We start from the raw sequence: 23,649 nt of genomic DNA on the forward strand, positions 1-23,649 counted from the left end.
ACCGCACCGATATTCGATCACGCCATCGGTGTCACCGGGGATCTCGTCCGTCGTCGTGAACCGCTCCGCTCAGGGGCGCCCCGCCGCTGTCTCCGCCCGGCGGCCGGGCCGGTGCCCGAATCGCACCCCCTCCCAGGGAACTGTGCCGGGGAACGACTCGGCGCGACGCTGCCCCGCGGGGCGGGGTGCCGCGCGGACGATCTCCGGCCGTACCTCCTCGACACGCTCGAGCCACCGCAGCAGCTCCGCGCGCAGCCCGTCCGCCACCGTCCGGTGCGAGTCGAGCCCGGCGAGGTTGTCGAGCTGATGGGGGTCGGCCTCGAGGTCGTACAGCTCTGTCTCCCTGTACTCGCCCGCGTCCGGTTCGTTCCACGCGTCGGCGCCCGGGGCGTCCACCACATAGGTCCACCGTGCGGTGCGCAGCACGCGCCCCACCCTGTCCTCGCTGATCTGCACCAGGACGGAAGGGGCCCGTCCGGGGTCCTGCCGTCCGCCCGTCAGCGGCAGCAGCGACCGGCCCTGGACCCCGTCGGGCACGGTGACGCCCGCGACATCCAGCAGAGTGGGCATCAGATCGACCGTGCTCACCGGATGCCGCACGAGTCCGCCACCGGTGAAGCCCGGTCCGGTGATCGCCAGAGGCACCCGCACGGACGCGTCGTGCCCCGAACGCTTGTACTCGCCGTTGCGCGTGCGGAAATGGGAGCCGTGGTCGGAGGTCCACGCCAGTAGGGTGCGGTCCTCCGTTCCGAGACTCCGCAGGGCGTCGCGCAGCCGGCCCACGCCCTCGTCGACCCGCCGGATCTGGGCGAGGTAGCCCGCGAGATGGCGGTGGGCCCCGCCCTGCGGGGCGGCCGGTGAGAGGGCGGCCAGGTCCGGCGGAAGCCAGGCCCCCTCGAACCGCCCGCGACCGCCCGTGGGGGCCGGGTGATCATCGGTGGGATTCTGGTGATGGGGCTCCAGCAGGGAGACGAAGAGGAGGTAGGGACGGTCGTGGTGGTCGGCCACGAAGCGGATCGCGGCATCGATCAGCGCGTCCGACCGGTATCCGGGAAGCCGGACCGGCTCGCCGCCCTCGTCGTACACGACCGTGCGGTAGGCGTCCGAGGTGAACTCGAGACGGTCCGAGGCCAGCCACCGCTCGTAGCCACCGCGCCGTTCCCGGGGCACCGGGCCGTCCGGACCGTCCTCCCCGGCCAGGTGCCACTTCCCGATGTACCCGGTCGTGTAGCCGGACGCGGCGCACGCCCCCGCGAGGGTGGGAACGCCGTCGGGTAGCCGGACGCCGTTGCGGAACACGCCCGACGCGGTGGGGAAGCGGCCTGTCTGAAGGGCTGAACGGGCCGGGGCACAGACGGGGTTGGGCGTGATGGCGTGTTCGAACAGGGTGCCCTCGCGGGCGATCCTGTCGAACTCGGGCGTCACCCCCGCCGGATTGCCGTGGACCCCGGTGGTGTCCCAGCGCTGCTGGTCCGTGAGGACGACGATGATCTGGGGGCCGGCCCCGGTGGACGGTGACCGGTCACCGTCCACCGGGGCGAGCGTGAGGGAGTCGCCGCTCATGCGCGCGCGGGCTCCGTGCCGGAGGCCGTCGACGCACCGGACGGGATGCCGTACGAGGGGTCCGGGACCTCCTCGGGGCTGATCAGCTTCGAGGAGCGGCCGTCGACGCCGACCGGAACGTCACCGTCGACGGTGACCCGGCGGAGCTTGCGCTCGTGCCCGTCCGAGTCGTCCACCCCGTAGTGCTGCGTCGCGCGGTTGTCCCAGATGGCGACGTCGCCGGTCTCCCACTGCCAGCGCACGGTGTTCTCCGGGCGCTCGATGTGGGACTGGAACAGGTCGAGCAGCGCCCGGGAGTCGCGCCCGGTCAGACCGCTGATGCGCTGGACGAAGTTGCCGAGCAGCAGTACGCGTTCGCCCGTCTCGGGATGCACCCGGACCACCGGGTGCTCGGTGAGGAACTTCGTCGAGGTGAACACCTCGCGGTACTGGGCCAAGGCCTCCGGCAGGGCCTCGGGGCGCACCGCCACGTAGTCGTAGTCGTTGGAGTGCACCGCTCGCAGGCTGTCGGCGAGCACCCGCAGCGGCTCGGGCAGTTCCGCGTACGCCGCACCGGTGCTGGCCCACAGGGTGTTGCCGCCGTACGGCGGGACGACGACCGCGCGCAGGATCGAGAACGCCGGGTAGGCGGGCACGAAGGTCACATCGGTGTGCCACTGGTTGGCGCGGCCGCCGTGGTCGGAGTCGATGCCCAGCGAGTAACGACCGTCCGCGGAGGGGACGGTGGGGTGCGCGACCGGCGTGCCGAGCAGTCGGCCGAAGGCCTCGTGGCCGGCCTCGTCAAGGTGGTCCTGGCCCCGGAAGAACACGACCTTGTGCGCCAGCAGGGCGGACCTGACCTCGGCGACGGTCGCGGGGTCCAGATCGCCCCCGAGACGTACTCCGGAGATGACGGCGCCGATCCGTCCGCCGATCTTGCGGACGGTGACGGTGGAGGCGGGGGCGGTGGTGGTGGAGGACATGAGGGATCCCTTCAGGGTGTGGACGGCGAGGCCGCCGAATTGATTTCGGAGAGGAAGTAATTACGACGAGAAAGGCACTGGTCGGTCGAGCGGCCTGCGCGAGAGAGGCGGAGGGCGGGAGGACCGCCGGGGTGAGGGGGTGGAACGAATCCGCCGGCCGTGGCCGGGAAGGCAGGATCAGCCGGCGGGACAGACGCCCGGACACGCCACCGGAGCGGTGGGGCGGCCGGCGCGGACCGGCCGCGCAGCGAGATCGGCCGTCGCGAACATGTCCCGGAGAATTCCAGCGCCCCGCGTTGGACGTCAAGCACCCTCACCGTCCACCACCGGGCCTTGGCAGTGGTTGAATCGTCGCTCGAACCGCCCGTGATGATGTTCCGTCATACCGCCTCCGATCTGCGGTTCTTCCCTGATCGCGAGGCCGGTCGCGGTCGGCCGCAGGCGGGGCCGAGCGACCCGCGACCATTTCATGCCGCCGTAACGTCGCGACCGCACCACGTCGCAGGACCGAAGGAATCCTCATGGCAGCCGCCCCGCACATCCCCCGGACGACCGGTGACGGGCGGCGTGAGACCAACGCCGCCGCGGTCCTGCGCGCGGTCCTCGACCGTGGCCCCGTCGCCCGGAGGGCGATCGCGGATCTCTGCGGGCTCAGCCCCGCCGCCGTGTCGCGGCAGTGCGCCGACCTGGTCCGCCTGGGACTGGTCAGAGAGCTGCCCGAGCAGGTGGTGAGCAGCGGTGTGGGCAGGCCCCAGATCCCGGTCGACCTGCACACCGGTGCCGCCCGCGGACCGGTGGCGGCCGGCGTCCACATCGGGGTGCCCGCCTCGACGTTCGGCCTGATGGACCTCCGTGGGCGGCTGCTCGCCAGGCGCCGGTTCCCGCACGACGCGACCGAAGCCGGGGAACTGCCCGGCCGCATCGTCGAAGCCATGCGTGTCTTCCTCGCGGAATCGGTGGACGGCAGGCCCCTGCTGGGGATGGGCGCGGCGCTCGGCGGATGGGTGGACCCGGGGCGGGGGACCGTGGTCCGGCACGACGCGCTGGGCTGGCGCCGGCGTCAGCTCGCCGCCGAACTCGCCGACGGGCTGGGCGGAATCGACGTGCGGATCGACAACCATGCCCGTGCCATCGCACAGTCGGAGATCCTGTTCGGCAGACCGGCCGCGCGCCGCAGCCTCGTCCACCTCTTCGTGGGCAATGTGGTCGACGCCGCTCTGGGAATCGCCGGGGTGGTCCACCAGGGTCCCGGCTCCGCGGCCGGCGACGTGGCTCACCTGCCAGTCCCGGACTCCACGGTTCCCTGCCCGTGCGGAAGGTCGGGCTGTCTCGGGGCGACCGCCTCCAACACGGCGGTCGGGGTCACCGCTGTGCGCCGTGGGATCGTCCCGGAGCCGGACGCGTTCCTGGTGGTGGACGCGGCGGCGGCAGGTGACCGGCGCGCGGACCGCCTGCTGCGGGAGCGGGCACGCGCGGTGGGCCGCGCGGTCGCGCTGCTGCTCGACGTCGTCAACCCCGATCTCGTGGTGGTCACCGAGCACTCCAGCCTGCTCGACCCCGAGTACCTGGAGGAGATCCGCGGCGCGGCGGTCGACCTCTCCCATGTCTGCCAGGACCCCGGCCGCATCGTCGGTCCGCATGCCGGGACGGCCGCACTGCCGGTGGCGGCCGGGACGGTGCTGCTGAACCCGCTGTTCAGAAGGCCTTTGGCGGTCACGGGAAAGGGCACGGCCGGGTGAGCTCCGCCGGGACGCGCGTACCAGGATGCGGACAGAGCGGGTTGACCGTTCGACGGGCCCGCTGCCATATTGCTCCCGTGAACCCGGACAAGCGCCTCATCTCCCGCAGGCACGTCGACCTCTGTCGACAGGCCAGCGCGGTCTGTGCCGTCCGCGACTGATCCCGGCCCCTTCCCTCCCGGCCCGGGACCGCGCCTGATCGGCGCGTGACCGCCGGAGCGACCGTCGCCGCCGGCTGCCGTCCTCCGCACCGGCCTCTCGAACGGCCGTCCTTCCGGCCTGAACCGTCCGCGCGCACCCTCCAGGGCGGCGGACACCTCGGGCCGGACCGATGCGACCCCTTTTCGTGCCGCAGCGGAAGAAATCTGCGCGGAACCCGACCGGCGCGTGAGCGACCGGCGTGGCCGCCTCCCGCTTCCCTCGGCCTCCTTCACCGTCCCTTCCCGTCACAGGCAGGCCTCGATGACCGAGCTGTACCCCAACGCGCCCACGGGACCGTCCCGGCGCTCCGCACTCCGCGCCGCAGGCGCCGGCACCCTGCTCCTCGGAACAGGGCTGGCGGGCTGCCGTTCGGCGGTGTCCGAGGCCTCGGCAGGCTCCCGGAGCGAGAGCGCCGGCCCCCGGCGCGGAGGCACCCTCCAGGTGGCCGTCAACAGCGACTTCACGCCCGCGCTGCTCTTCTCGCAGAGCGGGCAGTCCCTGCAGCACAGGCTGATCTACAACACCCTGACCCGTTACGACGACCGGCTCACCCCGAAGCCCGAGCTCGCCGAGTCCTGGACGTACGCCGACGACGGGCGGAGCATCACGTTGCGCCTGCGGGACGACGTCACCTTCCACAACGGCCGCCAGTTCACGGCGGACGATGTCGTCTTCGCGGTGAAGAACCTTCAGAACCCGTTGCGCGCCGCCCAGTTGCGTGCCACTGCCGAGGCTGTCACCGGCTTCGAGAAACGGGGCGACCATGAACTGGTACTGAAACTGGCGCACCCGGTGAACAACCTCTTCGACCTCTTCGAATTCATGATCATCTCGGACCCGGAGTCGGTGGAGGACGCCGTCACAGGCGGGAAGCTGATCGGCACAGGCCCCTTCCGGCTCACCCGGTGGAGCCCCGGCTCCGGGCTCAGCCTGGAACGCAACGACCACTACTGGCAGCCGGGCCGCCCGTATCTCGACGGCGTCGAACTACGCGTGATCCCACAGGCGGACGCACTCATCTCGTCACTCCGCTCCGGCCAGTCCCAGCTCTCCTTCAACGTGCCGGGCAAGAACCTCGGGGCCCTGAAGAACGACACGAGGCTGCGCGTCAAGGACTACGACACCGGAGGGGGCGCCGTGTACCTGGGCGTCAACACGACCGTCGCCCCCTTGGACGACCGGACGGTCCGTCAGGCCCTCGCCCGGGCCGTCGACCGCGACCGGCTGCTCGAACAGGCCCTGGGAGGTTACGGGCTGGCCTCCTCCGCCCCCTGGCCCAAGTCCTCGCCCGCGTTCTCCGAAACCCACCGCACCCACTACGCACACGACCCCGGCAAGGCCAGGGAACTGCTGCGCTCCGCCGGTGTCACCTCGCTCCGCCTGCCGCTGCTGCACGTCGCCCTGCCGGGCGAGACGGCGATAGCCGAGTCCATCCAGTACGACCTCGAACAGGTGGGGGTCCGGGTGACACTGGAGCCCACCGATCCCGCGACCGCGCAGAAGAAGCTGATCTCCCAGGACATGCCGGCCCTGTGGGCCGCGGGACACGGCTTCGCGCAGGTGCAGCCCTCCACCCTCGCGGTGAGCGCCTATCCGTTCAACGAGGCGAAGAACACCTCCCGGTACCGCTCCGCCCGGTACACCGAAGTGGTGCGCGAAGCCTGGACGAAGCGTGAGCAGACCCCGGCCGCGGTGAACGCCCTGCACGAGAGCATCTCCCGCATCCTGCTCGACGAGGCCTTCATCATCGACCTCGTCGTCCGCGGACAGGTCCAGGTGTCCGCCGCCGGTCTGCACGGTGCCACCCTGAACAAGTTCTCCTACCTCGACCTCGACAACGCCTACCTGGTGTGACATGCGCGGCTACCTGCTCCGGAGGATCCCCTCCGCCGTCCTCGTCCTGGTCATCGCCTCCTTCCTCGTCTTCACCCTCCTGCGGCTCGTCCCCGGCGACCCCGCCACCACACTGGCGGGCCCCGACGCGGACGCCGCGACCGTCGCCGCCATCCGGGAGCGACTCGGGCTCGACGCCCCGCTCCTCACCCAGTACGTCCACTGGATCGGATCCCTGGCGACGGGCGACCTCGGTCCTTCGTACGCGATCGGCGGGCAGACCGCCGACCTGATCCGGGACGGACTCGGCGCCACCGTCGAACTCACCCTTGCCGCCCTCGCGTTCGTGATCCTGCTCGGAGGTGCCTTCGGTATCCTGGGCGCCACCTCCCGCAGCCGCTCGACGCGTTCCTCGATCAGGGCGGTCACGACCGCCGCCCTCGCGGTACCGCCCTTCATCACCGGTGTCGTGCTCGTGCTTCTGTTCGCCGTGGTGCTCGGTGTGCTGCCCGCCGGCGGACGGATCGCCTTCCTCACCGCCCCCGACCTCGCCGTCCAGTACCTCGTGCTCCCCGCGCTCTGCCTCGCCCTCCCGAGCGCGGCCGTACTCGGCCGGTATCTCAAGGACGGCATCGAACACGCCCTGGCCGAGGACTACATCCGCACCGCGACCGCCGCCGGAGTCTCCCCACGAAGACTGCTGTGGAAGCACGCCCTGCCCAATGCTCTCCCGCCGGCCGTCACCCTCCTCGGCATGCAGACCGGCCATCTCCTCGGCGGAGCCGTGCTCGTGGAGGCGATCTTCGCGTGGCCGGGTCTCGGCCGGCTCGCCGAACAGGGCCTCGTACGCCGCGACTACCCGGTCGTCCAGGACCTCCTGCTGCTCCTGGTCGCCGTCTTCGTCCTCGTCCAGCTCTTCACCGACCTCGTGTACGCCTGGCTCGATCCCCGGATCAGGTGGGAGTGAACCATGACCGCACCGACCGACGGCGTCCTCACCGGACCGCCCCCTCCCTCGGCCACCCGTGAACGGGCCGGCCGCCGGGGCCGCCCACGCCATCCCTACCGCAGCGCACTGACCACCGCGCGCGCCCGCACAGGCCTCGCCCTGGTCGGCGTGGTGGTGCTGGCCGGCCTCCTCGCGCCGCTCCTGTCCGCACACGGCCCCACCGGCCAGAGCGCGCAGAGCCTCGCGCCCTTCGGCACCCCCGGGCATCCCCTCGGCACGGACGACCTGGGGCGCGACCTGCTCAGCCGGCTGCTGTACGGAATCCGCGCCGACCTCGGCATCATCGCCGCAGCGGTCCCGCTCGGAGCCGTACTCGGCTGCCTAGCGGCGCTCCTGGCCGCCTCCCACCCGGTGGCGGACACGATCGTGCAGCGTGTCTTCGACCTCGTCCTGGCCTTTCCCGGTCTGATCCTCGCCCTGGCCGTCACCGCGATACTCGGCCCCGGCCGTACCCCCGTCGTCCTCGTCATCGCTCTGGCGGAGATCCCGGTCTTCGGCCGGCTGCTGCGGGGTTCCGTCCTCGTCCAGCGGGAGCGCGAGTACGTCACCGCGGCGCGCGTCGGCGGGAGTTCGGGGCGCAGGGTGCTCTTCCGGCACATCCTGCCCAACGCCGCGGACCCGCTGATCGTCCAGATCGCGGTCTCCCTGACCGTGGCCGTGTTCATCGAGGGGGCGATGAGCTTCCTCGGAGTGGGGGTACGGCCACCGGAACCGACCCTCGGAGCCGTACTGAGCCAGTCCCTGCCCTACCTGTCCGAAGCCCCGCACTTCGCCGCGGGCCCGCTGATCACGGTGACCGCGCTCGTCCTCGGACTCTCGCTGATCGCCGAGGCGCTCAACCGGGAGATACGCCGATGAGGGTGCCGGAGCAGCTCCGAGCCCGCCCGTGGAGCGCGCCCGAGGCCGCGCCCGAACTCCTCGAAGAACGCCGGGAGACACACTCATGACCACGCATGAACTCCTCGAAGTCCGCGACCTCGGAGTCGAGTTCACGACTGCCGACGGCTCGGTCGTGCCCGCCGTGCGCGGGGTCTCCTTCACCCTGCGCCGCGGCGGGACGCTCGCCGTCGTCGGAGAGTCCGGTTCGGGAAAGTCCACCACCGCGCTCGCCCTCACCCGTATGCTCCCCGGCACCGGCCGCATCACCACCGGCACCGTCCGGCTCGACGGCCGGGACCTGGCGGACGCGAGCGAGGCGGAACTCCGCTCGGTCCGCGGCGCCCGGATCGGAATGGTCTTCCAGGACCCCATGACGGCCCTCAACCCCGTGATGACCGCCGGCCGTCACGTGGACGAGGTCCTCCGCGCCCACGGCAACCACGACCGGACGGCGCGCCGGGCCCGTGTCGTCGAACTCCTGGACATGGTCGGCGTCCCCGAACCGCACCGCAGGGCGGACGACCACCCCCACCAGTTCTCCGGCGGACAGCGGCAGCGGATCCTGATCGCCATGGCCCTGGCCGCGGAGCCCGACATCCTGCTCGCCGACGAGCCGACGACCGCCCTGGACGCCACCGTCCAGGACCAGATCCTCACCCTGCTGTCCGACCTCAACCGCGAGACCGGCACCGCGCTCGTCCTCATCACCCACAACATGGGCGTCGTCGCCCGCACCTGCGAGCGAGTCCTCGTCATGTACGCGGGTGGTGTCGTCGAGGACGGCCCGACGGCCGAGGTGCTCGCCCGTCCCCGGCACCCCTACACCGCGGGCCTCCTGGCCGCGGTGCCACGCCTCGCCTCCCCGTCGGGCACCCGGCTCACCGGCATTCCCGGCAGCCCACCCGACCTGGCGCTCCACGGTGACGGCTGCGCGTTCGCCGAGCGCTGCGCCCTCGTCGAGGACCGCTGCCTCACGACCACGCCCCTGCCGGTCGAACCCGTACCGGGAGTGCGGGTCGCGTGCCTGCCGGCCGCCGGGCGCACCGAGCCACTCCCCGCCCCCTCGTCACCCACCCGTATCGACCGGCCCGCACCGGGGCCCGTCGTCCTGCGGGCCGAGGGCCTGCGCAAGACCTACGGGAGGCGCGGCGCGGGCGGACGCGGCGGGTTCACGGCACTCGACGGTGTCTCCCTCACCCTGTCCGCGGGGGAGACCCTGGGCATCGTGGGCGAGTCCGGCTCCGGGAAGTCCACTCTGGCCCGGGTGCTGGCGCACGCCCACCCCGCGGACGGAGGCACGGTGCTCCTGCACGGCGAGGACGTCACGCGGCCTTCGCGCCGGGCCCTGCACGGGATCCGGCGCCAGATCCAGATGGTGTTCCAGGACCCGTACGCCTCGCTCAACCCCAGGATGACGGTCGGGCAGATCATCGCGGAGCCGCTGCTCGCCTTCGGCCTCGGTGGCCGGCGGGAGAGGGACGAACGGGTGGCGGAACTCCTGCGGCTCGTGGGTCTCGACCCGGCGGTCGCCGACCGGCATCCCCGCTCCTTCTCCGGGGGCCAGCGGCAGCGCATCGGCATCGCCCGGGCTCTGGCCCCCGAGCCGACCGTCCTCATCTGCGACGAACCCGTCTCGGCGCTCGACGTGTCGGTCCAGGCCCAGATCGTGGGGCTGCTCACCGATCTCCAGCGCGACCTGGGCCTGGCCCTCGTCTTCATCGCCCACGATCTCGCGGTGGTCCGCCAGGTCAGTCACCGCATCGCCGTGATGCACCAAGGCCGGATCGTGGAGAGCGGCGGCGCCGACGAGATCTGCGAGAACCCCGGCGATCCCTACACGCGCGCCCTGCTCGCCGCCGCGCCGGAACCCGTGCCCCGGACGGTACGGCCCCGGCGTGCGGAGGCCCTCGCCTGAACGCGCCCGCACCCCGTCACTCGGGACGGGGTGCGGGGCAGCTGAGGGTAGGCCGGACGGTCTCTCGCGCCCTCCGGCGGCTGAAGGGAAGCCGGAACCGATCCCGGGGAGGGAGTCAGAAGGGGAACCGGCTCCGGGTGCGGCGGCCGGCGGAGCCGCTCCGGCCCACGGCCTTGGAACTGCTGCTGAAGGGCTTGCTGAGGAGCCGGCCCAGTATCCCCGGAGCCTTGCTCCCGGCACGCGATCCGGCGCCCAGGGTCCGCTGGGTGCCGCGTTCCGGATAGCGCGACAGGCGCGGGACGAAGAACGCGAGAACGGCCAGAACGACGCAGACGGCGACAATGCCGACGACAACCATGATTTCCTCCCAGGGTCGATGTGCCCTGGCGTGTGCCCTGCCGTGCCGCCTGTATGCGCGGCGGCGAGGTCAGGGTGTCCGGAAACAGCCCTGACGGTGCCTCAGTCCGTCTGTCCGGCCCGGTCCGCGTCGGCGTCGGCGTCCAGGATGGAGACCTCCAGCTTGCGCAGCAGCCGGGCGAGCTGCCGGCGTTCCGAGGGGGAGAGCCCGCCGAGCATCCGGTTCTCGTTGTCCAGGTGCTCGGTGAACGCCTTGTCCACCGTGGCGAGACCCTTCTCGGTGAGGCGGGAGTACACCACCCGACGGTCCTGGGTGTCGCGCTCACGGACGATGAGCCCGTCCTTCTCCAGCCGGTCGATACGCAGGGTGACCCCCGCCGACGACACCAGCCCGGAGTCGGCGAGCTGCCCGGCGGTCAGCCGGTAGGGCTCGCCCGACCTGCGGAGCGCCGTCAGGACGTCGAAGCCGGCCACGGACAGCCCGTGCCGCTCGATCGACTCGGTCAGGCCGGTGCTGTAGCGCAGGAAGGAACGGTGCAGGCGGGCGAGGACCTCCAGTGGGCTGGTGTCCAGTTCCGGACGCTCGCGCGCCCAGTCCTCGACCACCTTCGCCACGGCGTCCTGGTCCGCGGGCCTCGCCGCTGCCATCGTGTTCCCCTCCGTACGGCTCGAGCCGGCGTCCCCCCGGCTTCTCACTGCACTGAGAATCTTACCGCTGAGGTGACGGGCCGATCCGCCCACGGAACGGGGGCCGGACCGTTCCGACCGGTGCCGGACGGTGGAACGTACGGCCGCCCGGCACCCCCTGTGTGTCACCGGCTCAGGCGTTGAGCTCCTCCAGCGTCCTGCCCTTGGTCTCGACGGCGAACCACGCGATCACGGCGCCCACCGCCGCGACCGCGGCGAGCTGGGCGAAGACCAGGGCCAAGCCGCCGCCCGCTCCGATGACGGCGCCCACGGCCACCGGGCCGAGGATGACGCCGAGCCGGTTCCACAGTCCGCCGAACGCCGCGCCCCTGGCCCGGTTGGACGTGGGGTACAGCTCGGGGGAGTAGAGGTAGAGGCCCGCGTTGATCGCGTACAGGAAGAAGGTGGTGCACGAGGCGAAGAGCGCGACCTGGCCGCCCGAAACCGCCCCCGCCAGCGCCAGCACGGCCAGCGAGAGCGTGGTGCCCACGAACGCGCCTGTCAGGGCCGGCCGACGGCCGAGGCGGTCGATCAGCATGGCCATGATGAAGGTGCCGAGCAGGCCGGTGACGTTGCTGATCAGGGTGTAGACGAGCGCTGTGGTCAGATCGAGGCCGAACTCCTTCGTGTAGAGCGACGGAAGCCAGGTGGAGATGCCGTGGTTCACGTAGTAGGCCACGAACCACAGGCCGGAGAGCACCGCCGTGCGCCGCAGGTAGCGGCCTCGGAAGAGGTCCTTCAGCGTGCCCCTGGGCTCGTCCGCCTCGTCCCGCGACGGCGCCGGCGCCGGGAGCTCCTCCGAGGTCGCGCGGGCGACCTCCGCCTCGATCCGCGCGATGGCCGCCTCGGCCTCAGCCGTACGCCCGCGGGACAGCAGCCAGCGCGGGGACTCCTCGACGTGACGCGGCAGCATCGCGCCGATCACCACCGGGAGAGCGCCCACGACGAACATCGCGCGCCAGCCGAAGGCCGGAACCACCCAGACGGCGAGCAGGGTCGCGGCGGCGAGTCCGGCGGGGAAGATCATCTCGTACAGCAGGACGAAGCGGCCCCGCTTGTCGGACCGGGCGATCTCGTTGATGTACGTCGCGGCCACCGGCACGACACCGCCGATGCCGAGCCCCTGGAGGAACCGGAAGAGCGCGAACGTCTCGATGTTGCCCGAGAGGGCCACGGCGAGGCTGGCGAGACCGGTGACGGCGACGCCCAGGGCCACGGTGCGCACCCGGCCGATCCGGTCGCCCAGCCAGCCGGCGGCCAGGGCGCCGAGCAGCATGCCGATCGAGGCGGAGGTCACGGCGAAGGTGGCCTGTCCGGTGGACAGGTGCCATTCCTTCATCAGGACGGGCAGCGCGGACGCGGCCAGCAACTGGTCGAACGCCTCGAAGAAGGTCACGGCTCCGATCAGGAACCGGACCTTGATGTGCCAGCGGGAGTGCGGCAGCCGTTCCAGTCTCGCGGCGATGGAACCGAGTGCGGGCTTGCCGGCCACGGTCGTCATGGAGGGGGTCCTTCCGCGGGCAGATGGTTTTCCGGGACAGTAGAGCCATGTACCTAAGCGGTCAATAGTTAAGCGCCTAGATGGTTGCTGTTGGCCGGCCCGCCGCCCATCTTTGATGGCGCAGGCTTCGTGTTCAAGGCCGTTCGGGCGGCGACTTCGAGGTGGGGTCTTGCGGGAATAAAGTTAAGCGCTTAGATTTCTAGCACTTCGGCAGTTAGGTCGAGCGGGTCAACGGCCCTGTCTCGGGCCGGAGTCCACCCCCTTCCCCGCCTCGCCCGGAGGTCCACCCGTGCCGCAGTTCCCCACCGAAATCCTTGTCGCGGGCCAGTGGCGACGCGGTGCGGGCGAGCCCGTCGACACCCTCGATCCCGCGACCGGCCGTGTGCTCGCCACCGTCCACTCCGCCACCGCGGCCGAGGTCGCCGAGGCGGCCGAGGCGGCGACGCGGGCCGTCGCCGATCCCGCCTGGCGCGACCTGCCCGCTCACGGGCGAGCCCGGCTGCTGCACCGGATCGGCGAGCTCACCGAGCGGGCCGCGGACGAACTCTCCGCCGTGCAGACCGCCGACACCGGCAAGACCCTCACCGAGACCAGGGCGCTCGCGCTCAGCGCGGCAGGCACCTTCCGCTACATGGCGGCCGTCCTGGAGACCGCCGAGGACGCGGTGACCCCCTCCCGCGGCGAATACGTCACGGTGAGCACCCATGAACCGATCGGCGTCGTCGGCGCGATCAACCCCTGGAACTCCCCGGTCGCCAGCGACGCGCAGAAGATCGCCCCCGCCCTCGCCGCGGGCAACGCGGTGATCCTCAAGCCGGCGGCCTGGACCCCCCTGGTCTCCCTGGCACTCGGACGGCTGATCTCCCAGGCGCTCGACGAGTTCGGGCTGCCGCCCGCGCTGGTCTCCGTACTGCCCGGCAGCGGCAGGGTGGTCGGTGACGCCCTCGTGCACCACCCCCTCGTCGGCCGGATCGGCTTCACCGGAGGTACGGAGACCGGGCGCTCCATCGCCGAGAGCGCCGCCCGGAGGCTGATCCCCGTCTCGCTGGAGCTGGGCGGGAAGTCGCCGACGATCGTGCGCGCCGACGCCGATGTCGAACAGGCCCTGGCCGGAGTGCTGTTCGGGATCTTCTCGTCCAGCGGCCAGTCCTGCATCGCCGGTTCCAGGCTCTTCGTGGCGCGCGATATCTACGACTCCTTCGTCGGCGCACTCGTCGAGCGCGTACGCGCACTGCGCGTCGGTCCCGGCACCGACCCGGCCACCCAGGTCGGCCCCCTGGTCCACCCCCGCCACCGTGACTCCGTCGCCGCCTACGTCGACCTCGCCCGGTCGGAGGGCGGACGCGTCCTGTGCGGTGGAGCGGTCCCCGAGGGCGAGCCGTACGAGGGAGGGGCGTACTACCTGCCCACCGTGATCGACGGACTGGAGAACACCTCGCGCACCTGCCAGGAGGAGATCTTCGGCCCCGTCCTGGTCGCGCTGCCCTACGACGACGAGGACGACCTGGTCCGCCAGGCCAACGACTCCGTCTACGGCCTGGCCTGCGGGATCTGGACCCGCGACCTGCGCGCCGCCGGGGCACTCGCCCGCCGGATCGAGGCCGGAACGGTCTGGATCAACACCTACAAGCAGTTCAGCGCCTCCACCCCCTTCAGCGGGTGGAAGGACAGCGGTCTCGGTACGGAGAAGGGCCGCGACGCGATCCGTGCCTACCAGCGCCAGAAGTCCCTGTACTGGGGCGTCTCGGACCACCCGCTCCCTTGGGCCAACTGACCCGGCACACCTGCCCGTCCTGGAGGAACCCCATGTACCGACCGCCGCCCGGTCCGATCGCCCGGCTCCGCTCGCTGCGCTACGTCGAGCTGCACACCCCCGCCTTCACCGAGGCCGCCGACTTCTACGAGGACGTCTGGGGCCTGGAGACCGTCGAGTCCGACACCGGTGCCCGCTGGCTCCGCGGCACGGGTGACGAACACCACGTCCTGCACCTCACCGAGCGGGACCGGGTCGGTCTCGGCCGCATCGCATTCGCCGTCGGCACACCCGCCGAGGTCGACGAGGCGGCGCGACGCCTCGAGGCACGCGCCCTCGTGCCCGTCGCCGGGCCCGGCCCGCTCGACCAGGCCGGCGGCGGCTACGGACTGCGCTTCACCGACCCCGAGGGCCGCCTCGTCGAGATCAGCGCCCAGGTCGAGGCCGTCGCGCCACGGGGCCGGGACGGCGCCGTACCGGTCGGGGTGACCCACGCGGTGCTCAACACCACGGACATCGACGCCGCCGTCGCGTTCTACTGCGACGTGCTCGGGCTGCGGGTCTCCGACTGGTCCGAGCACCAGATGGCCTTCCTGCGCTGCAACAGCGACCACCACTGCATCGCCTTCAACCAGGCGGAGTGGACCTCCCTCAACCACGTGGCCTACGAGATGAGCTCGGTCGACCACTTCATGCGGGGCCTGGGACGGCTGCGCCACCACGGCATCACCCCCCAGTGGGGACCGGGCCGGCACGGCCCCGGGAACAACACCTTCTCCTACTTCACCGACCCCTCCGGCCTGGTCTGCGAGTACACCTCCGAGGTCGCCCAGATCGTCGAGGACGCCTGGATCGCCCGGGTGTGGCGGCGCGTCCCCGAGCTCTCCGACCTGTGGGGGACGGCCGGACCACCGTCCACGGGGATCCGGTGCAGCATGGCCGGCTCCCCGGACCCCGGACCGCTCGCCACCCGCGCCGCCGCCGGTCCGCACGCCGCCCACGAATCGCGGGGCCCCGCCCCGCTCACCCCCGTCGACGCCCAGGAGGCCACCACATGAGCACCGTCCGCAAGGTCGCCGTCGTCGGATGGGGCGCCATCGGCCGCGTCGTCGGCACCGCGCTCGCCGAGGGCCGCGTGACCGGCGCCGAGCTGGTCTGCGTCGTCGACAACCGCCCGCTCGGCGAGGCCGCCCCCGTACCGCAGGCCACCTTCGAGGAGGCCATCGAGTCCTGCGACCTGGTCGTCGAGGCCGCCGGCCAGGGCGTCGTACGCGAATGGGGCGAGCGCGTCCTGTCGTCCGGCACCGACCTGCTGATCGCGTCCACCGGCGCACTGACCGACGACGGACTCACCGAGCGGCTGCTGGCGGCCGGCCCCGGACGGGTCTACTTCACGGGGGGCGCCGTCGGCGGCCTCGACCTCCTCCAGGCGGTGCGCACCCTCGGGCCGCTGGACGAGGTCCGGCTGACCACCACCAAGCTCCCCTCCACCCTCGAACAGCCCTGGATGGACGAGACGCTACTGGGGCGCATGCGGACCGCGACCGGACCGGTCGAGGTCATGACCGGAACCGCCCGCGACGTCCCGGTCAAGTTCCCCAAGTCGACGAACGTGGCCGCCTCGGTCGCGCTGGCCGTCGGCGACCTGGACGCTGTGCGGGTCCAGGTCGTCGCCGACCCGGCGGCCCACCACACCCGCCATGTCATCGAGGCGACCGGCGGACACGGCACCTACCGCTTCGAGGTCGCGCACCTGCCCGACCCCGTCAACCCGGCCACCAGCCAGGTGGTGCCGTACGCCGTGCTGCGCAGCCTCGCCGCCCTCGCCGGCCGGACCGGGCAGATCCTGTGAGCGCCGCCGAGGTCCACGTCGAGGAGGCGGGCGACGGCGGCCCCCTGCTGCTCTGCCTGCACGGCATCGGCTCGTCCTCGGCGGCCTTCGCCCCGCAGCTCGCCGAACTCTCCGCGCACGCACGGGTCGTGGCCTGGGACGCCCCCGGGTACGCCGAGTCACCCGACCCCGCCGGGCCGATGAGCCTCGACGACTACGCGGACACGGCCGCCGCCCTGATCCGCGAGCGAGCCGCCTCGGCACACGTCCTCGGTGTGTCCTGGGGCGGTGTGATCGCGCTACGGCTCGCCGTCCGCCACCCGGAGCTGGTCGCCTCGCTGATCGTGGCCGATTCCAGCCCGGGCTCGGGCACCGACGAGGCCAAGGCCGCAGGCATGCGCGGCAGGGCGGCCGACCTCGCCGAGCTCGGCCCCCGCGCCTTCGCCGAGGCCCGCGGCCCGCGACTCGTGTCGCCCGGCGCACCGCACGAGCTGGTGCGCCGCGTCGTCGACACCATGGCCGCCTCCGTCCGGCTGCCGGGCTACGCCTACGCCGCCGAGTCCATGGCCTCCGCCGACCTGCGTGCCGAACTGCCCTCGATCGCCGTCCCCACCCTCGTGCTCTGCGGCGAACACGACCGGGTCACCGGCATCGAGGCCGGCCAGGCCATCGCCGGGGCCATCCACAAGACCGCCTACGTGATCGTCAAGGACGCCGGTCACCTGGCCAACCAGGAGCAGCCGGGCCACTTCGACGCCTGGGTGCTCTCCCACCTCCGCATCACCGCGGCCATCCCCGAGTAGGAGCCTCCACCATGCCTCTGACCACCGACGCGTACGACAACGGCGACGACCTCTCCGCGTACACCGACTCCCTCATCGCCACCAAGGCGTCCCGGGTCGCCGACTTCGACACCCTGTCCTTCCAGGAGAAGGCCGGCCCGCAGTTCCGCCGCGGCCAGATCCGCTACGTCGGCTCCGGCGCCACCGGCAACCACGAGAGCGACAGCCGGATCCTGCCCTCCGGCGGCTTCACCTTCTCCAACATGCTGCTGCCGCCCGGCGCCGAGGGCCCGGCCCACACCCACCACGACGTGGAGGAGGCCTTCTTCGTCCTGGAGGGCGAGGTCAAGGTCGGCATCCACCGCGGCGCCGACGAGGCCGAGTACCGCACCCTGGGCTACCGCGACATGATCGTCGTCCCCGCCGGTGTGACCCGGTCCCTGAAGAACGAGGGCGACACCGACGCCCTGTTCTGCGTCGTCATCGGCACGCGGAAGCCGCAGGTCCCGACCTACCCCGAGTACTCGCCGATGCACGGCGTCACCCGTGGCTGACCAGCCCTCGGCAGGCCGGCGCACCGTCGTCGTCACCGGAGCGGGCCGTGGCCTCGGACTGGCCATGGCCCGCCGGGCGGGCACCGACGGCTTCCGTGTCGTCCTCGCCGAACTGGAACACGAGCGGGGCGAGTACGCCACGGCGGAACTCCGCGCCGAGGGCATCGACGCCCACTTCGTGCGCTGCGACGTCGCCGACCCCGCCTCGGTGGACGCCCTGGCCGGCGCGGTGCGTGAACTCGGCCCGCTGTACGGCCTGGTCAACAACGCCGCGCTCGCCAACGGGGTGGGCGGCAAGGAGTTCCAGGACATCGACGTCGAGGCGTGGGACCGGCTGATGACGGTCAACGCCCGCAGCCCCTGGCTGGTGTCCAAGGCCCTGCACCCGCTCTTCGCCGGACCGGGCCGGATCGTCAACCTCGCGTCCGACGCCGCCCTGTACGGCTCCCCGCGCCTCGCCCACTACATCGCCTCCAAGGGCGCGGTCATCGCACTGACCCGCGCGATGGCCCGCGAACTCGGCGACTCCGGGATCACCGTGAACGCCGTGGCCCCCGGCCTCACCGAATGCGAGGCGACCGAGAACGTGCCCGCCGAGCGGCACGACCTCTACCGCGTGAACCGGGCCATCTCCCGCCCGCAGCAGCCCGACGACCTCACGGGGATCGTCTCCTTCCTGCTCGCCGAGGAGTCCCGCTATCTGACCGGACAGGTGATCGCCGTCAACGGCGGCTTCACCATGAACTGAACCGCAGGAGAAACGAGTTATGGATCTGGGCCTCGCCGACCGCACCATCGTGGTCACCGGCGGAAGCTCGGGCGTCGGCCTGGCCACGGTCCGCGCCCTCCTCGACGAGGGCGCCCGCGTCGCCACCTGCGGGCGCGACGCCGGCCGGCTCGCCGAGGCTGCCGCCGCCCTGGGAGCCGGGCACGGCCGGCTGCTGACCGGCGTCTGCGACGTACGGGACGCCGAAGCCGTCCGCGGTTTCGTCCGCCGAACCGCCGAGGAGTTCGGCGGGATCGACGGGCTCGTCAACAACGCCGGACAGTCCCGCATGAAGGGACTCGACGACTCCACCGCCGAGGACTGGCGCGACGAACTGGAGCTGAAGTTCGCCGGGGTGCTCAACCCCCTCCAGGCGGCGCGCCCGCACCTGGCCGCATCAAGTGCCGCGAGCGTCGTCAACATCAACGCGGTTCTGGCCAAGCAGCCCGAGACCCGGCTGATCACGACCAGCGCCGCACGCGCCGGCATCCTCAACCTCTCCAAGTCCCTCTCCGTCGAGCTCGCCTCCGACGGCATCCGCGTCAACTCCGTGTGCCTCGGGCTCGTCGACACCGGCCAGTGGACACGCCGCCACGCGTCCGCGGACTCCGGCCTGTCGTACGAGCAGTGGCAGACGGAGCTGGCCGAGGACCGGGGCATCGCGCTGGGCCGGCTCGGCCGCGCCGAAGAGGTCGCCTACGCGGTGGTGGCCCTGCTCTCGCCCCGCGCCTCGTACATCACCGGCACCGGCATCGACGTCTGCGGCGGCGTCGGCCGTTCCATCCTCTGAGGAGACACCATGCGTCACGACAACGGAGGCGATCTCCTCGTCACCGTCCTGCGCGAACTCGGCATCGACACCGTCTTCGGCATCGTCAGCGTCCACAACCTGCCGCTCGTCGAGGCGGTCGACCGTGAACTGCGGTTCGTACCCGTCCGGCACGAGGCGTCCGCGGTCAACGCCGCCGACGCCTACGGCCGCGCCCGTGGCACCCTCGGCTGCGCCCTGACCTCGACCGGCACCGGCGCGGGCAACGCCGCCGGATCGCTGATCGAGGCGCTCAGCGCCGGCAGCTCGGTGCTGCACATCACCGGTCAGGTGGAGAGCCGGTTCCTCGGCAGCGGAAGGGGATTCATCCACGAGACGAAGGACCAACTGGGCATGCTCCGGGCCGTCTCCGCGCATGCCGCGAGCGTGCCGGACACCGCCCAGGCCGGCCGGATCCTGCGCGAGGCCGCCCGGTCGGCGCTCACCGCGCCCGGCGGCCCCGCCAGCGTGGAGTGGCCCATCGACCTCCAGTACGCCGCCCAGACCGACGAGCCCGCCGCCTACGCGGCACCCGCCCCCGTCGTACCCGCCCGGAGCGACCTCGCCGCTGCCGGAGCCCTCCTGGCCTCCGCCCGGCGCCCGCTGATCTGGGCCGGCGGTGGCGCGAACACCGCCCGGGGGGAGCTGGCCCGGCTGCTGGAGACGACCGGCGCCGGACTGATCACCTCCAACTCCGGGCGGGGCAGCGTCCCCGAGGACCACGAGCAGGTCATCGGGAACTTCGGCACCACACCCGCGGTGCGCGCCCTGCTCGCCGACGCGGACGTCCTGCTGACCGTCGGCACGCACTTCCGGTCGAACGAGACGGCGGACTACACCCTGGAACTCCCCGGGGCGCACATCCAGATCGACCTCGACGCCGCCGCCCTCGGCCGGGTGTACCCCGTCACCCACGCCTTGCACGGGGACGCCGCCGGCACCCTGGACGCCCTGCTTCCGCACGCGGTCGCCGCGGAGCCCGGCTGGACGGACCGGGTAGGGGCCGTGCGCACCGAGGTACGCGCGGTCCTGCACGACAACATCGGCCCGCAGGCAGCGATCTGCGACGCCATCCGGGCCTTGCTGCCCCGCGAGGCCGTCGTCGCACGCGACGTCACCATCCCCTCCAGCAGCTGGGGCAACCGGCTCCTGGAGATGTACGACCCGAAGGACAACGTCTTCCCGCGCGGCGGAGGCATCGGCCAGGGGCTGGGCATGGGCATCGGCGCGGCGATCGGCAGGCCCGGTACGCCCACCGTCGTGATCGCCGGCGACGGCGGACTCGCCGTCCACCTGGGTGAGCTCCTCACCCTCGCCCAGGAACGGCCGCGCCTGACCCTGATCGTCTTCAACGACGGCGGCTACGGGGTCCTGCGCAACATGCAGGACCACCACGGCGACCGTCGCTCCGGAGTCGACCTGACCACCCCGGACTTCGGGCTGCTGGCGGCCGCCTGCGGGCTGCCTTACGCACGCATCGGCGCCCAGGAGGAGGCGGGGCCGGTGCTCACCGAGGCCATCGCCTCCCAGGGCCCCACGCTCGTCGAGGTCGACCTCGACGCCCTCGGCCCCATGAAGAACCCGTTCACCCCGCCCGTCAGGATTCCGGGCCAGTAGCCCGGCCGCCCGAACCGCCGGTAAGGAGGCAACAGACCATGAGCGAGGATTCGCTGCGGCTGACCGTCCGCCGTATGACCTGGGAAGCCGAGGGCGTCCTGTCCGTCGAGCTGACCCACCCCGACGGCAAACCCCTGCCCGCCTGGACCCCCGGCGCGCACCTCGACGTCCACGCCGGCGGGCAGGTCCGTCAGTACAGCCTGTGCGGTGACCCGGACACACCGGACGTCTACCGGATCGGCGTTCTCAACGAACCTGCTTCGCGCGGTGGTTCACGCTACGTGCACACCCAACTGCGGCCCGGGCAGCAGATCACCGTCTCCGAGCCGCGGAACCACTTCGCGCTGGAGGACGCCGACGCCTACCTGTTCGTCGCCGGCGGCATCGGCATCACCCCGCTGCTCGCGATGGCCAGGGAAGCGGCCCGCAGAGGTGTCCCGTGGCGCATGGTCCACGGCGGCAGGAGCCGCGCCTCCATGGCGTTCACCACCGAACTCGACGCGCTCGACGGAGACGTCACCTTCGTCCCGCAGGACGAGCAGGGCCACATCGACCTGGACTCCGTGCTCGCCGGACTGCCCGTCGGGACCCTGGTGTACTGCTGCGGGCCCGAACCGCTGCTCGCGGCCGTCGAGCAGCGGTGCCCCGAGGAGCAGCTGCGCCTGGAGCGCTTCGCCGCACCGACGGTGGAACGGGCCGCCGACGACGAGGCGTTCGAGGTCGAGTGCCGTACCTCCGGAGTGACCCTCACCGTCGGAGCGGGCACCTCCGTCCTGGAGGCCGCGGAGAGCGCCGGTCTCACCGTCGACAACTCCTGCCGGGACGGGATCTGCGGCTCCTGCGAGACCCGGGTTCTCGAAGGCACCCCGGACCACCGCGACTTCCTGCTCAGCGAGGCCGAACGGGCCACGTGCGCAACGATGATGATCTGCGTCTCGCGGTGCGCCTCAGGACGTCTCGTCCTCGACCTCTGACACCCTCCCCCTCGCTCGCACTTCAGGAGAGACCGTGACCGACACCTGGCCGTACCTGGACGTCCACCAGTCCCGCACGCACGAGCCCACCCCGTACGAGTACAAGCTCGCCGCCACCCTCGAAGAGGTCTTCACCCGCGAGGGCCACGAGCTCGCCGACGTCGTGCGCGGGCTGAACGCCCGTCAGGTCCACGCCGCAGACGGCAGCCCGTGGACCGAGGAGTCCTTCCGCGCCGAGATCAACCGACTGGGAGCCTGACCATGACGCTTTCGTCCTCCGCCACCGCGGACCACATCTACGCGACCGGTCTGCGCAACCAGTGGCACCCGGTCGTGCCCTCGCACTTCGTGGCCCCCGGCGCGATGCGCAAGGTGACCGCGCTCGGCGAGCAGTGGCTGCTGTTCCGCCGTTCCGACGGTGCCCTGTCCATGCTCGCGGACCGCTGCCCGCACCGCGGTGCACCGCTCTCCCTCGGCAAGCACCTGGGAGACCGTGTCGCCTGCTGGTACCACGGCGTCGAGGTCGAGTCCGACGGCACCGTCTCCTCCGTCCCCGGGCTGCCGGGCTGCAGCCTGGAGGGCAGGAAGCTGGTGACCTCGCTCCCGGTACGCGAGGTCGGGGGCGCGATCCTCGCCTACTTCGGGGACGAGGAGCACCCCGAGCCCGCCGAGCTGACACTCCCGGAGCCGCTCACCGACCCCGAGGTGGACGCCTTTCTCTGCTACGCGGAGTGGGACGCGCCCTGGCGGTACGCCGTGGAGAACCTGCTCGACCCCATGCACGGTGCCTTCCTGCACCACGACTCGCACACCATGTTCGACGGCGACACGACCGCCAAGTTCCGGATCCGGGAGACCGCCCGCGGGTACTTCTTCGAGAAGACCGACCAACGAGGCGTCAACTTCGACTGGGTGGAGCTCTGCCGCACCGGTGTGGACTGGGTCGACCTCTCGATCCCGTACCCGCCGTCCGCCGGCCCCGGCGGCCCCTTCGGGATCGTCGGCATGGTCTGCCCGGTCGACGAGCGGCGCAGCGGCGTCTTCTTCTGGCGCTACCGCCGGGTCGCGGACTGGCAGCGCGCCTCCTGGCGCTTCCTGTACCGGACGCTGATCGAGCGGCGCCACTGGGACGTCCTGGAACAGGACCGCGTCATGCTGGAGGCCATGCCCGCCGACGCCGACCAGCAGGAGAACCTCTACCAGCACGACCTGGGCGTGGTCCGGCTGCGCCGTCTCTACCGGGCGGAGGCTCAGGCGCAGTCGACGGCGGTCTCCTGAGCGGGACGTGGCACCGGGCCACCGGCCCGCCCCTCCTCGAGCTGGACGTGGACACGGCGGAGCAGGGCGGTGAACCGCTCCCTCTCCTCGTGGTCCAGTACGGAGAGGAGCTCCGTCTCCGTACTGGACACTTCCGCCTGCAGGCGGGCGAGCGCATGCCTGCCCGCCGGAGTCAGGGTGACCTCGATACGGCGGCGGTCGGAGGCGTCGCGGGCGCATTCGACATAGCCGGCCCCGTCCAGGTCGGTGACGGTCCTCGTCAGGTCGCTCTGGTTCATGTCGAGCCGCGTGGCGAGATCGCCCTTGGACAGGCGGCCGGCCTCGTCCAGCATCGCGAGGATGGTGAGGTGCCACAGTCGCAGCCCGTGGGCCGCGAGCGTGTCGGTGAGCCTGCGCCGCGCGGCCTTGCCCGTCGCGTACATGAGGTAGGTGTTGAGACCCAGGACGCTCGACGGTGTCCCGGCCGCGGAGCGCGGGGCGCCGGCAGTTCCCGGAGGGCTCGGCTGGTGCATGCTTCTTCCTTCACGTGGCGTCGGCCGACGGCATCCTGGGGTCACGACCGGACCGCCGGCCGGGCGCGACCGCACGGGAACCTCCCCGGGACGACAGCGGGCAACGTTTAGTGAAGCAAGCCTAACCT

At 72.1% G+C, this 23,649-nt stretch carries 23 protein-coding genes; 17 read left to right on the forward strand and 6 right to left on the reverse strand.

Annotated elements, in window-relative coordinates; all coding sequences use genetic code 11:
- Positions 1-69: 69 nt before the first annotated feature.
- Positions 70-1,563, reverse strand: coding sequence for a sulfatase-like hydrolase/transferase (locus ACGFNN_RS06750; protein WP_393553631.1), 1,494 nt, complete (start codon positions 1,561-1,563; stop codon positions 70-72).
- Positions 1,560-2,525 (reverse strand): TauD/TfdA family dioxygenase, encoded by a 966-nt coding sequence (locus ACGFNN_RS06755; protein ID WP_362543410.1) that lies wholly within the window; start codon positions 2,523-2,525, stop codon positions 1,560-1,562. Before ACGFNN_RS06755 ends, ACGFNN_RS06750 begins: the two co-directional genes overlap by 4 nt.
- Before the next feature lie 521 nt (positions 2,526-3,046).
- On the opposite strand from ACGFNN_RS06755, the gene ACGFNN_RS06760 reads away from it, so the two are divergent.
- The 6 genes from ACGFNN_RS06760 (at position 3,047) to ACGFNN_RS06785 (ending at position 10,101) form a co-directional block, all read left to right on the forward strand.
- Entirely contained in the window at positions 3,047-4,264 is a 1,218-nt protein-coding gene (locus ACGFNN_RS06760; protein ID WP_393553633.1) for an ROK family protein, read from the forward strand.
- A 77-nt stretch (positions 4,265-4,341) separates the two neighbouring features.
- Entirely contained in the window at positions 4,342-4,425 is an 84-nt protein-coding gene (locus ACGFNN_RS06765) for a putative leader peptide (protein ID WP_365527243.1), read from the forward strand.
- 301 nt (positions 4,426-4,726) lie between these two features.
- On the forward strand, positions 4,727-6,319 hold the full coding sequence (locus ACGFNN_RS06770; protein WP_393553635.1) for an ABC transporter substrate-binding protein: 1,593 nt from the start codon (positions 4,727-4,729) through the stop codon (positions 6,317-6,319).
- A gap of 1 nt (position 6,320) precedes the next feature.
- A complete protein-coding gene (locus tag ACGFNN_RS06775; protein WP_362543419.1) occupies positions 6,321-7,265 on the forward strand; it encodes an ABC transporter permease in 945 nt (314 codons plus the stop codon).
- 3 nt (positions 7,266-7,268) lie between these two features.
- Complete coding sequence (locus tag ACGFNN_RS06780; protein WP_393553637.1) at positions 7,269-8,165, forward strand: ABC transporter permease; 897 nt, start codon at positions 7,269-7,271, stop codon at positions 8,163-8,165.
- 85 nt (positions 8,166-8,250) lie between these two features.
- Positions 8,251-10,101 (forward strand): dipeptide ABC transporter ATP-binding protein, encoded by a 1,851-nt coding sequence (locus ACGFNN_RS06785; protein ID WP_393553638.1) that lies wholly within the window; start codon positions 8,251-8,253, stop codon positions 10,099-10,101.
- 115 nt (positions 10,102-10,216) lie between these two features.
- Here the strand turns inward: ACGFNN_RS06785 and ACGFNN_RS06790 are convergent, their stop codons facing one another.
- The 3 genes from ACGFNN_RS06790 to ACGFNN_RS06800 form a co-directional block, all read right to left on the reverse strand.
- Positions 10,217-10,459 carry a DUF6411 family protein gene (locus tag ACGFNN_RS06790; RefSeq protein ID WP_362672332.1) on the reverse strand — a complete coding sequence of 81 codons (243 nt, stop codon included), beginning with the start codon at positions 10,457-10,459 and terminating at the stop codon, positions 10,217-10,219.
- A 101-nt stretch (positions 10,460-10,560) separates the two neighbouring features.
- Positions 10,561-11,106 (reverse strand): MarR family winged helix-turn-helix transcriptional regulator, encoded by a 546-nt coding sequence (locus ACGFNN_RS06795; RefSeq protein ID WP_393553640.1) that lies wholly within the window; start codon positions 11,104-11,106, stop codon positions 10,561-10,563.
- A 172-nt stretch (positions 11,107-11,278) separates the two neighbouring features.
- On the reverse strand, positions 11,279-12,646 hold the full coding sequence (locus tag ACGFNN_RS06800; protein WP_393553642.1) for an MFS transporter: 1,368 nt from the start codon (positions 12,644-12,646) through the stop codon (positions 11,279-11,281).
- Positions 12,647-12,935: 289 nt separating this feature from the next.
- On the opposite strand from ACGFNN_RS06800, the gene ACGFNN_RS06805 reads away from it, so the two are divergent.
- From ACGFNN_RS06805 to ACGFNN_RS06855, 11 genes are read left to right on the forward strand one after another with little or no spacing between them, the layout of a single operon-like run.
- The gene (locus ACGFNN_RS06805; RefSeq protein ID WP_393553643.1) at positions 12,936-14,420 is read left to right on the forward strand and encodes an aldehyde dehydrogenase; all 1,485 of its coding nucleotides are present in this window, start codon (positions 12,936-12,938) and stop codon (positions 14,418-14,420) included.
- A gap of 32 nt (positions 14,421-14,452) precedes the next feature.
- Complete coding sequence (locus ACGFNN_RS06810) at positions 14,453-15,457, forward strand: VOC family protein (RefSeq protein ID WP_393553644.1); 1,005 nt, start codon at positions 14,453-14,455, stop codon at positions 15,455-15,457.
- The gene (locus ACGFNN_RS06815) at positions 15,454-16,251 is read left to right on the forward strand and encodes an aspartate dehydrogenase domain-containing protein (RefSeq protein WP_362543444.1); all 798 of its coding nucleotides are present in this window, start codon (positions 15,454-15,456) and stop codon (positions 16,249-16,251) included. Before ACGFNN_RS06810 ends, ACGFNN_RS06815 begins: the two co-directional genes overlap by 4 nt.
- A complete protein-coding gene (locus ACGFNN_RS06820; RefSeq protein WP_393553646.1) occupies positions 16,248-17,033 on the forward strand; it encodes an alpha/beta fold hydrolase in 786 nt (261 codons plus the stop codon). The genes ACGFNN_RS06815 and ACGFNN_RS06820 overlap by 4 nt, the downstream gene beginning before the upstream one ends.
- An 11-nt stretch (positions 17,034-17,044) precedes the next feature.
- On the forward strand, positions 17,045-17,566 hold the full coding sequence (locus tag ACGFNN_RS06825; RefSeq protein WP_361581382.1) for a cupin domain-containing protein: 522 nt from the start codon (positions 17,045-17,047) through the stop codon (positions 17,564-17,566).
- Positions 17,559-18,314 (forward strand): SDR family oxidoreductase, encoded by a 756-nt coding sequence (locus ACGFNN_RS06830; RefSeq protein ID WP_393553647.1) that lies wholly within the window; start codon positions 17,559-17,561, stop codon positions 18,312-18,314. The genes ACGFNN_RS06825 and ACGFNN_RS06830 overlap by 8 nt, the downstream gene beginning before the upstream one ends.
- A gap of 19 nt (positions 18,315-18,333) precedes the next feature.
- A complete protein-coding gene (locus ACGFNN_RS06835; protein ID WP_362672353.1) occupies positions 18,334-19,122 on the forward strand; it encodes an SDR family oxidoreductase in 789 nt (262 codons plus the stop codon).
- Between the two features lie 9 nt (positions 19,123-19,131).
- Entirely contained in the window at positions 19,132-20,757 is a 1,626-nt protein-coding gene (locus ACGFNN_RS06840) for a thiamine pyrophosphate-binding protein (protein WP_393553648.1), read from the forward strand.
- 38 nt (positions 20,758-20,795) lie between these two features.
- A complete protein-coding gene (locus ACGFNN_RS06845; RefSeq protein WP_393553649.1) occupies positions 20,796-21,731 on the forward strand; it encodes a PDR/VanB family oxidoreductase in 936 nt (311 codons plus the stop codon).
- A gap of 34 nt (positions 21,732-21,765) precedes the next feature.
- On the forward strand, positions 21,766-21,990 hold the full coding sequence (locus ACGFNN_RS06850; protein WP_393553650.1) for a recombinase-like helix-turn-helix domain-containing protein: 225 nt from the start codon (positions 21,766-21,768) through the stop codon (positions 21,988-21,990).
- Positions 21,991-21,992: 2 nt separating this feature from the next.
- Positions 21,993-23,009: a Rieske 2Fe-2S domain-containing protein gene (locus tag ACGFNN_RS06855; RefSeq protein WP_393553652.1), complete on the forward strand. Its 1,017-nt coding sequence runs from the start codon at positions 21,993-21,995 to the stop codon at positions 23,007-23,009.
- Here ACGFNN_RS06855 and ACGFNN_RS06860 read toward each other — a convergent pair.
- Positions 22,982-23,521 (reverse strand): MarR family winged helix-turn-helix transcriptional regulator, encoded by a 540-nt coding sequence (locus ACGFNN_RS06860; protein WP_393553653.1) that lies wholly within the window; start codon positions 23,519-23,521, stop codon positions 22,982-22,984. The genes ACGFNN_RS06855 and ACGFNN_RS06860 overlap by 28 nt on opposite strands.
- Positions 23,522-23,649 lie beyond the last annotated feature (128 nt).

The organism is Streptomyces sp. NPDC048590, assembly GCF_043199535.1.
Lineage (GTDB): Bacteria > Actinomycetota > Actinomycetes > Streptomycetales > Streptomycetaceae > Streptomyces.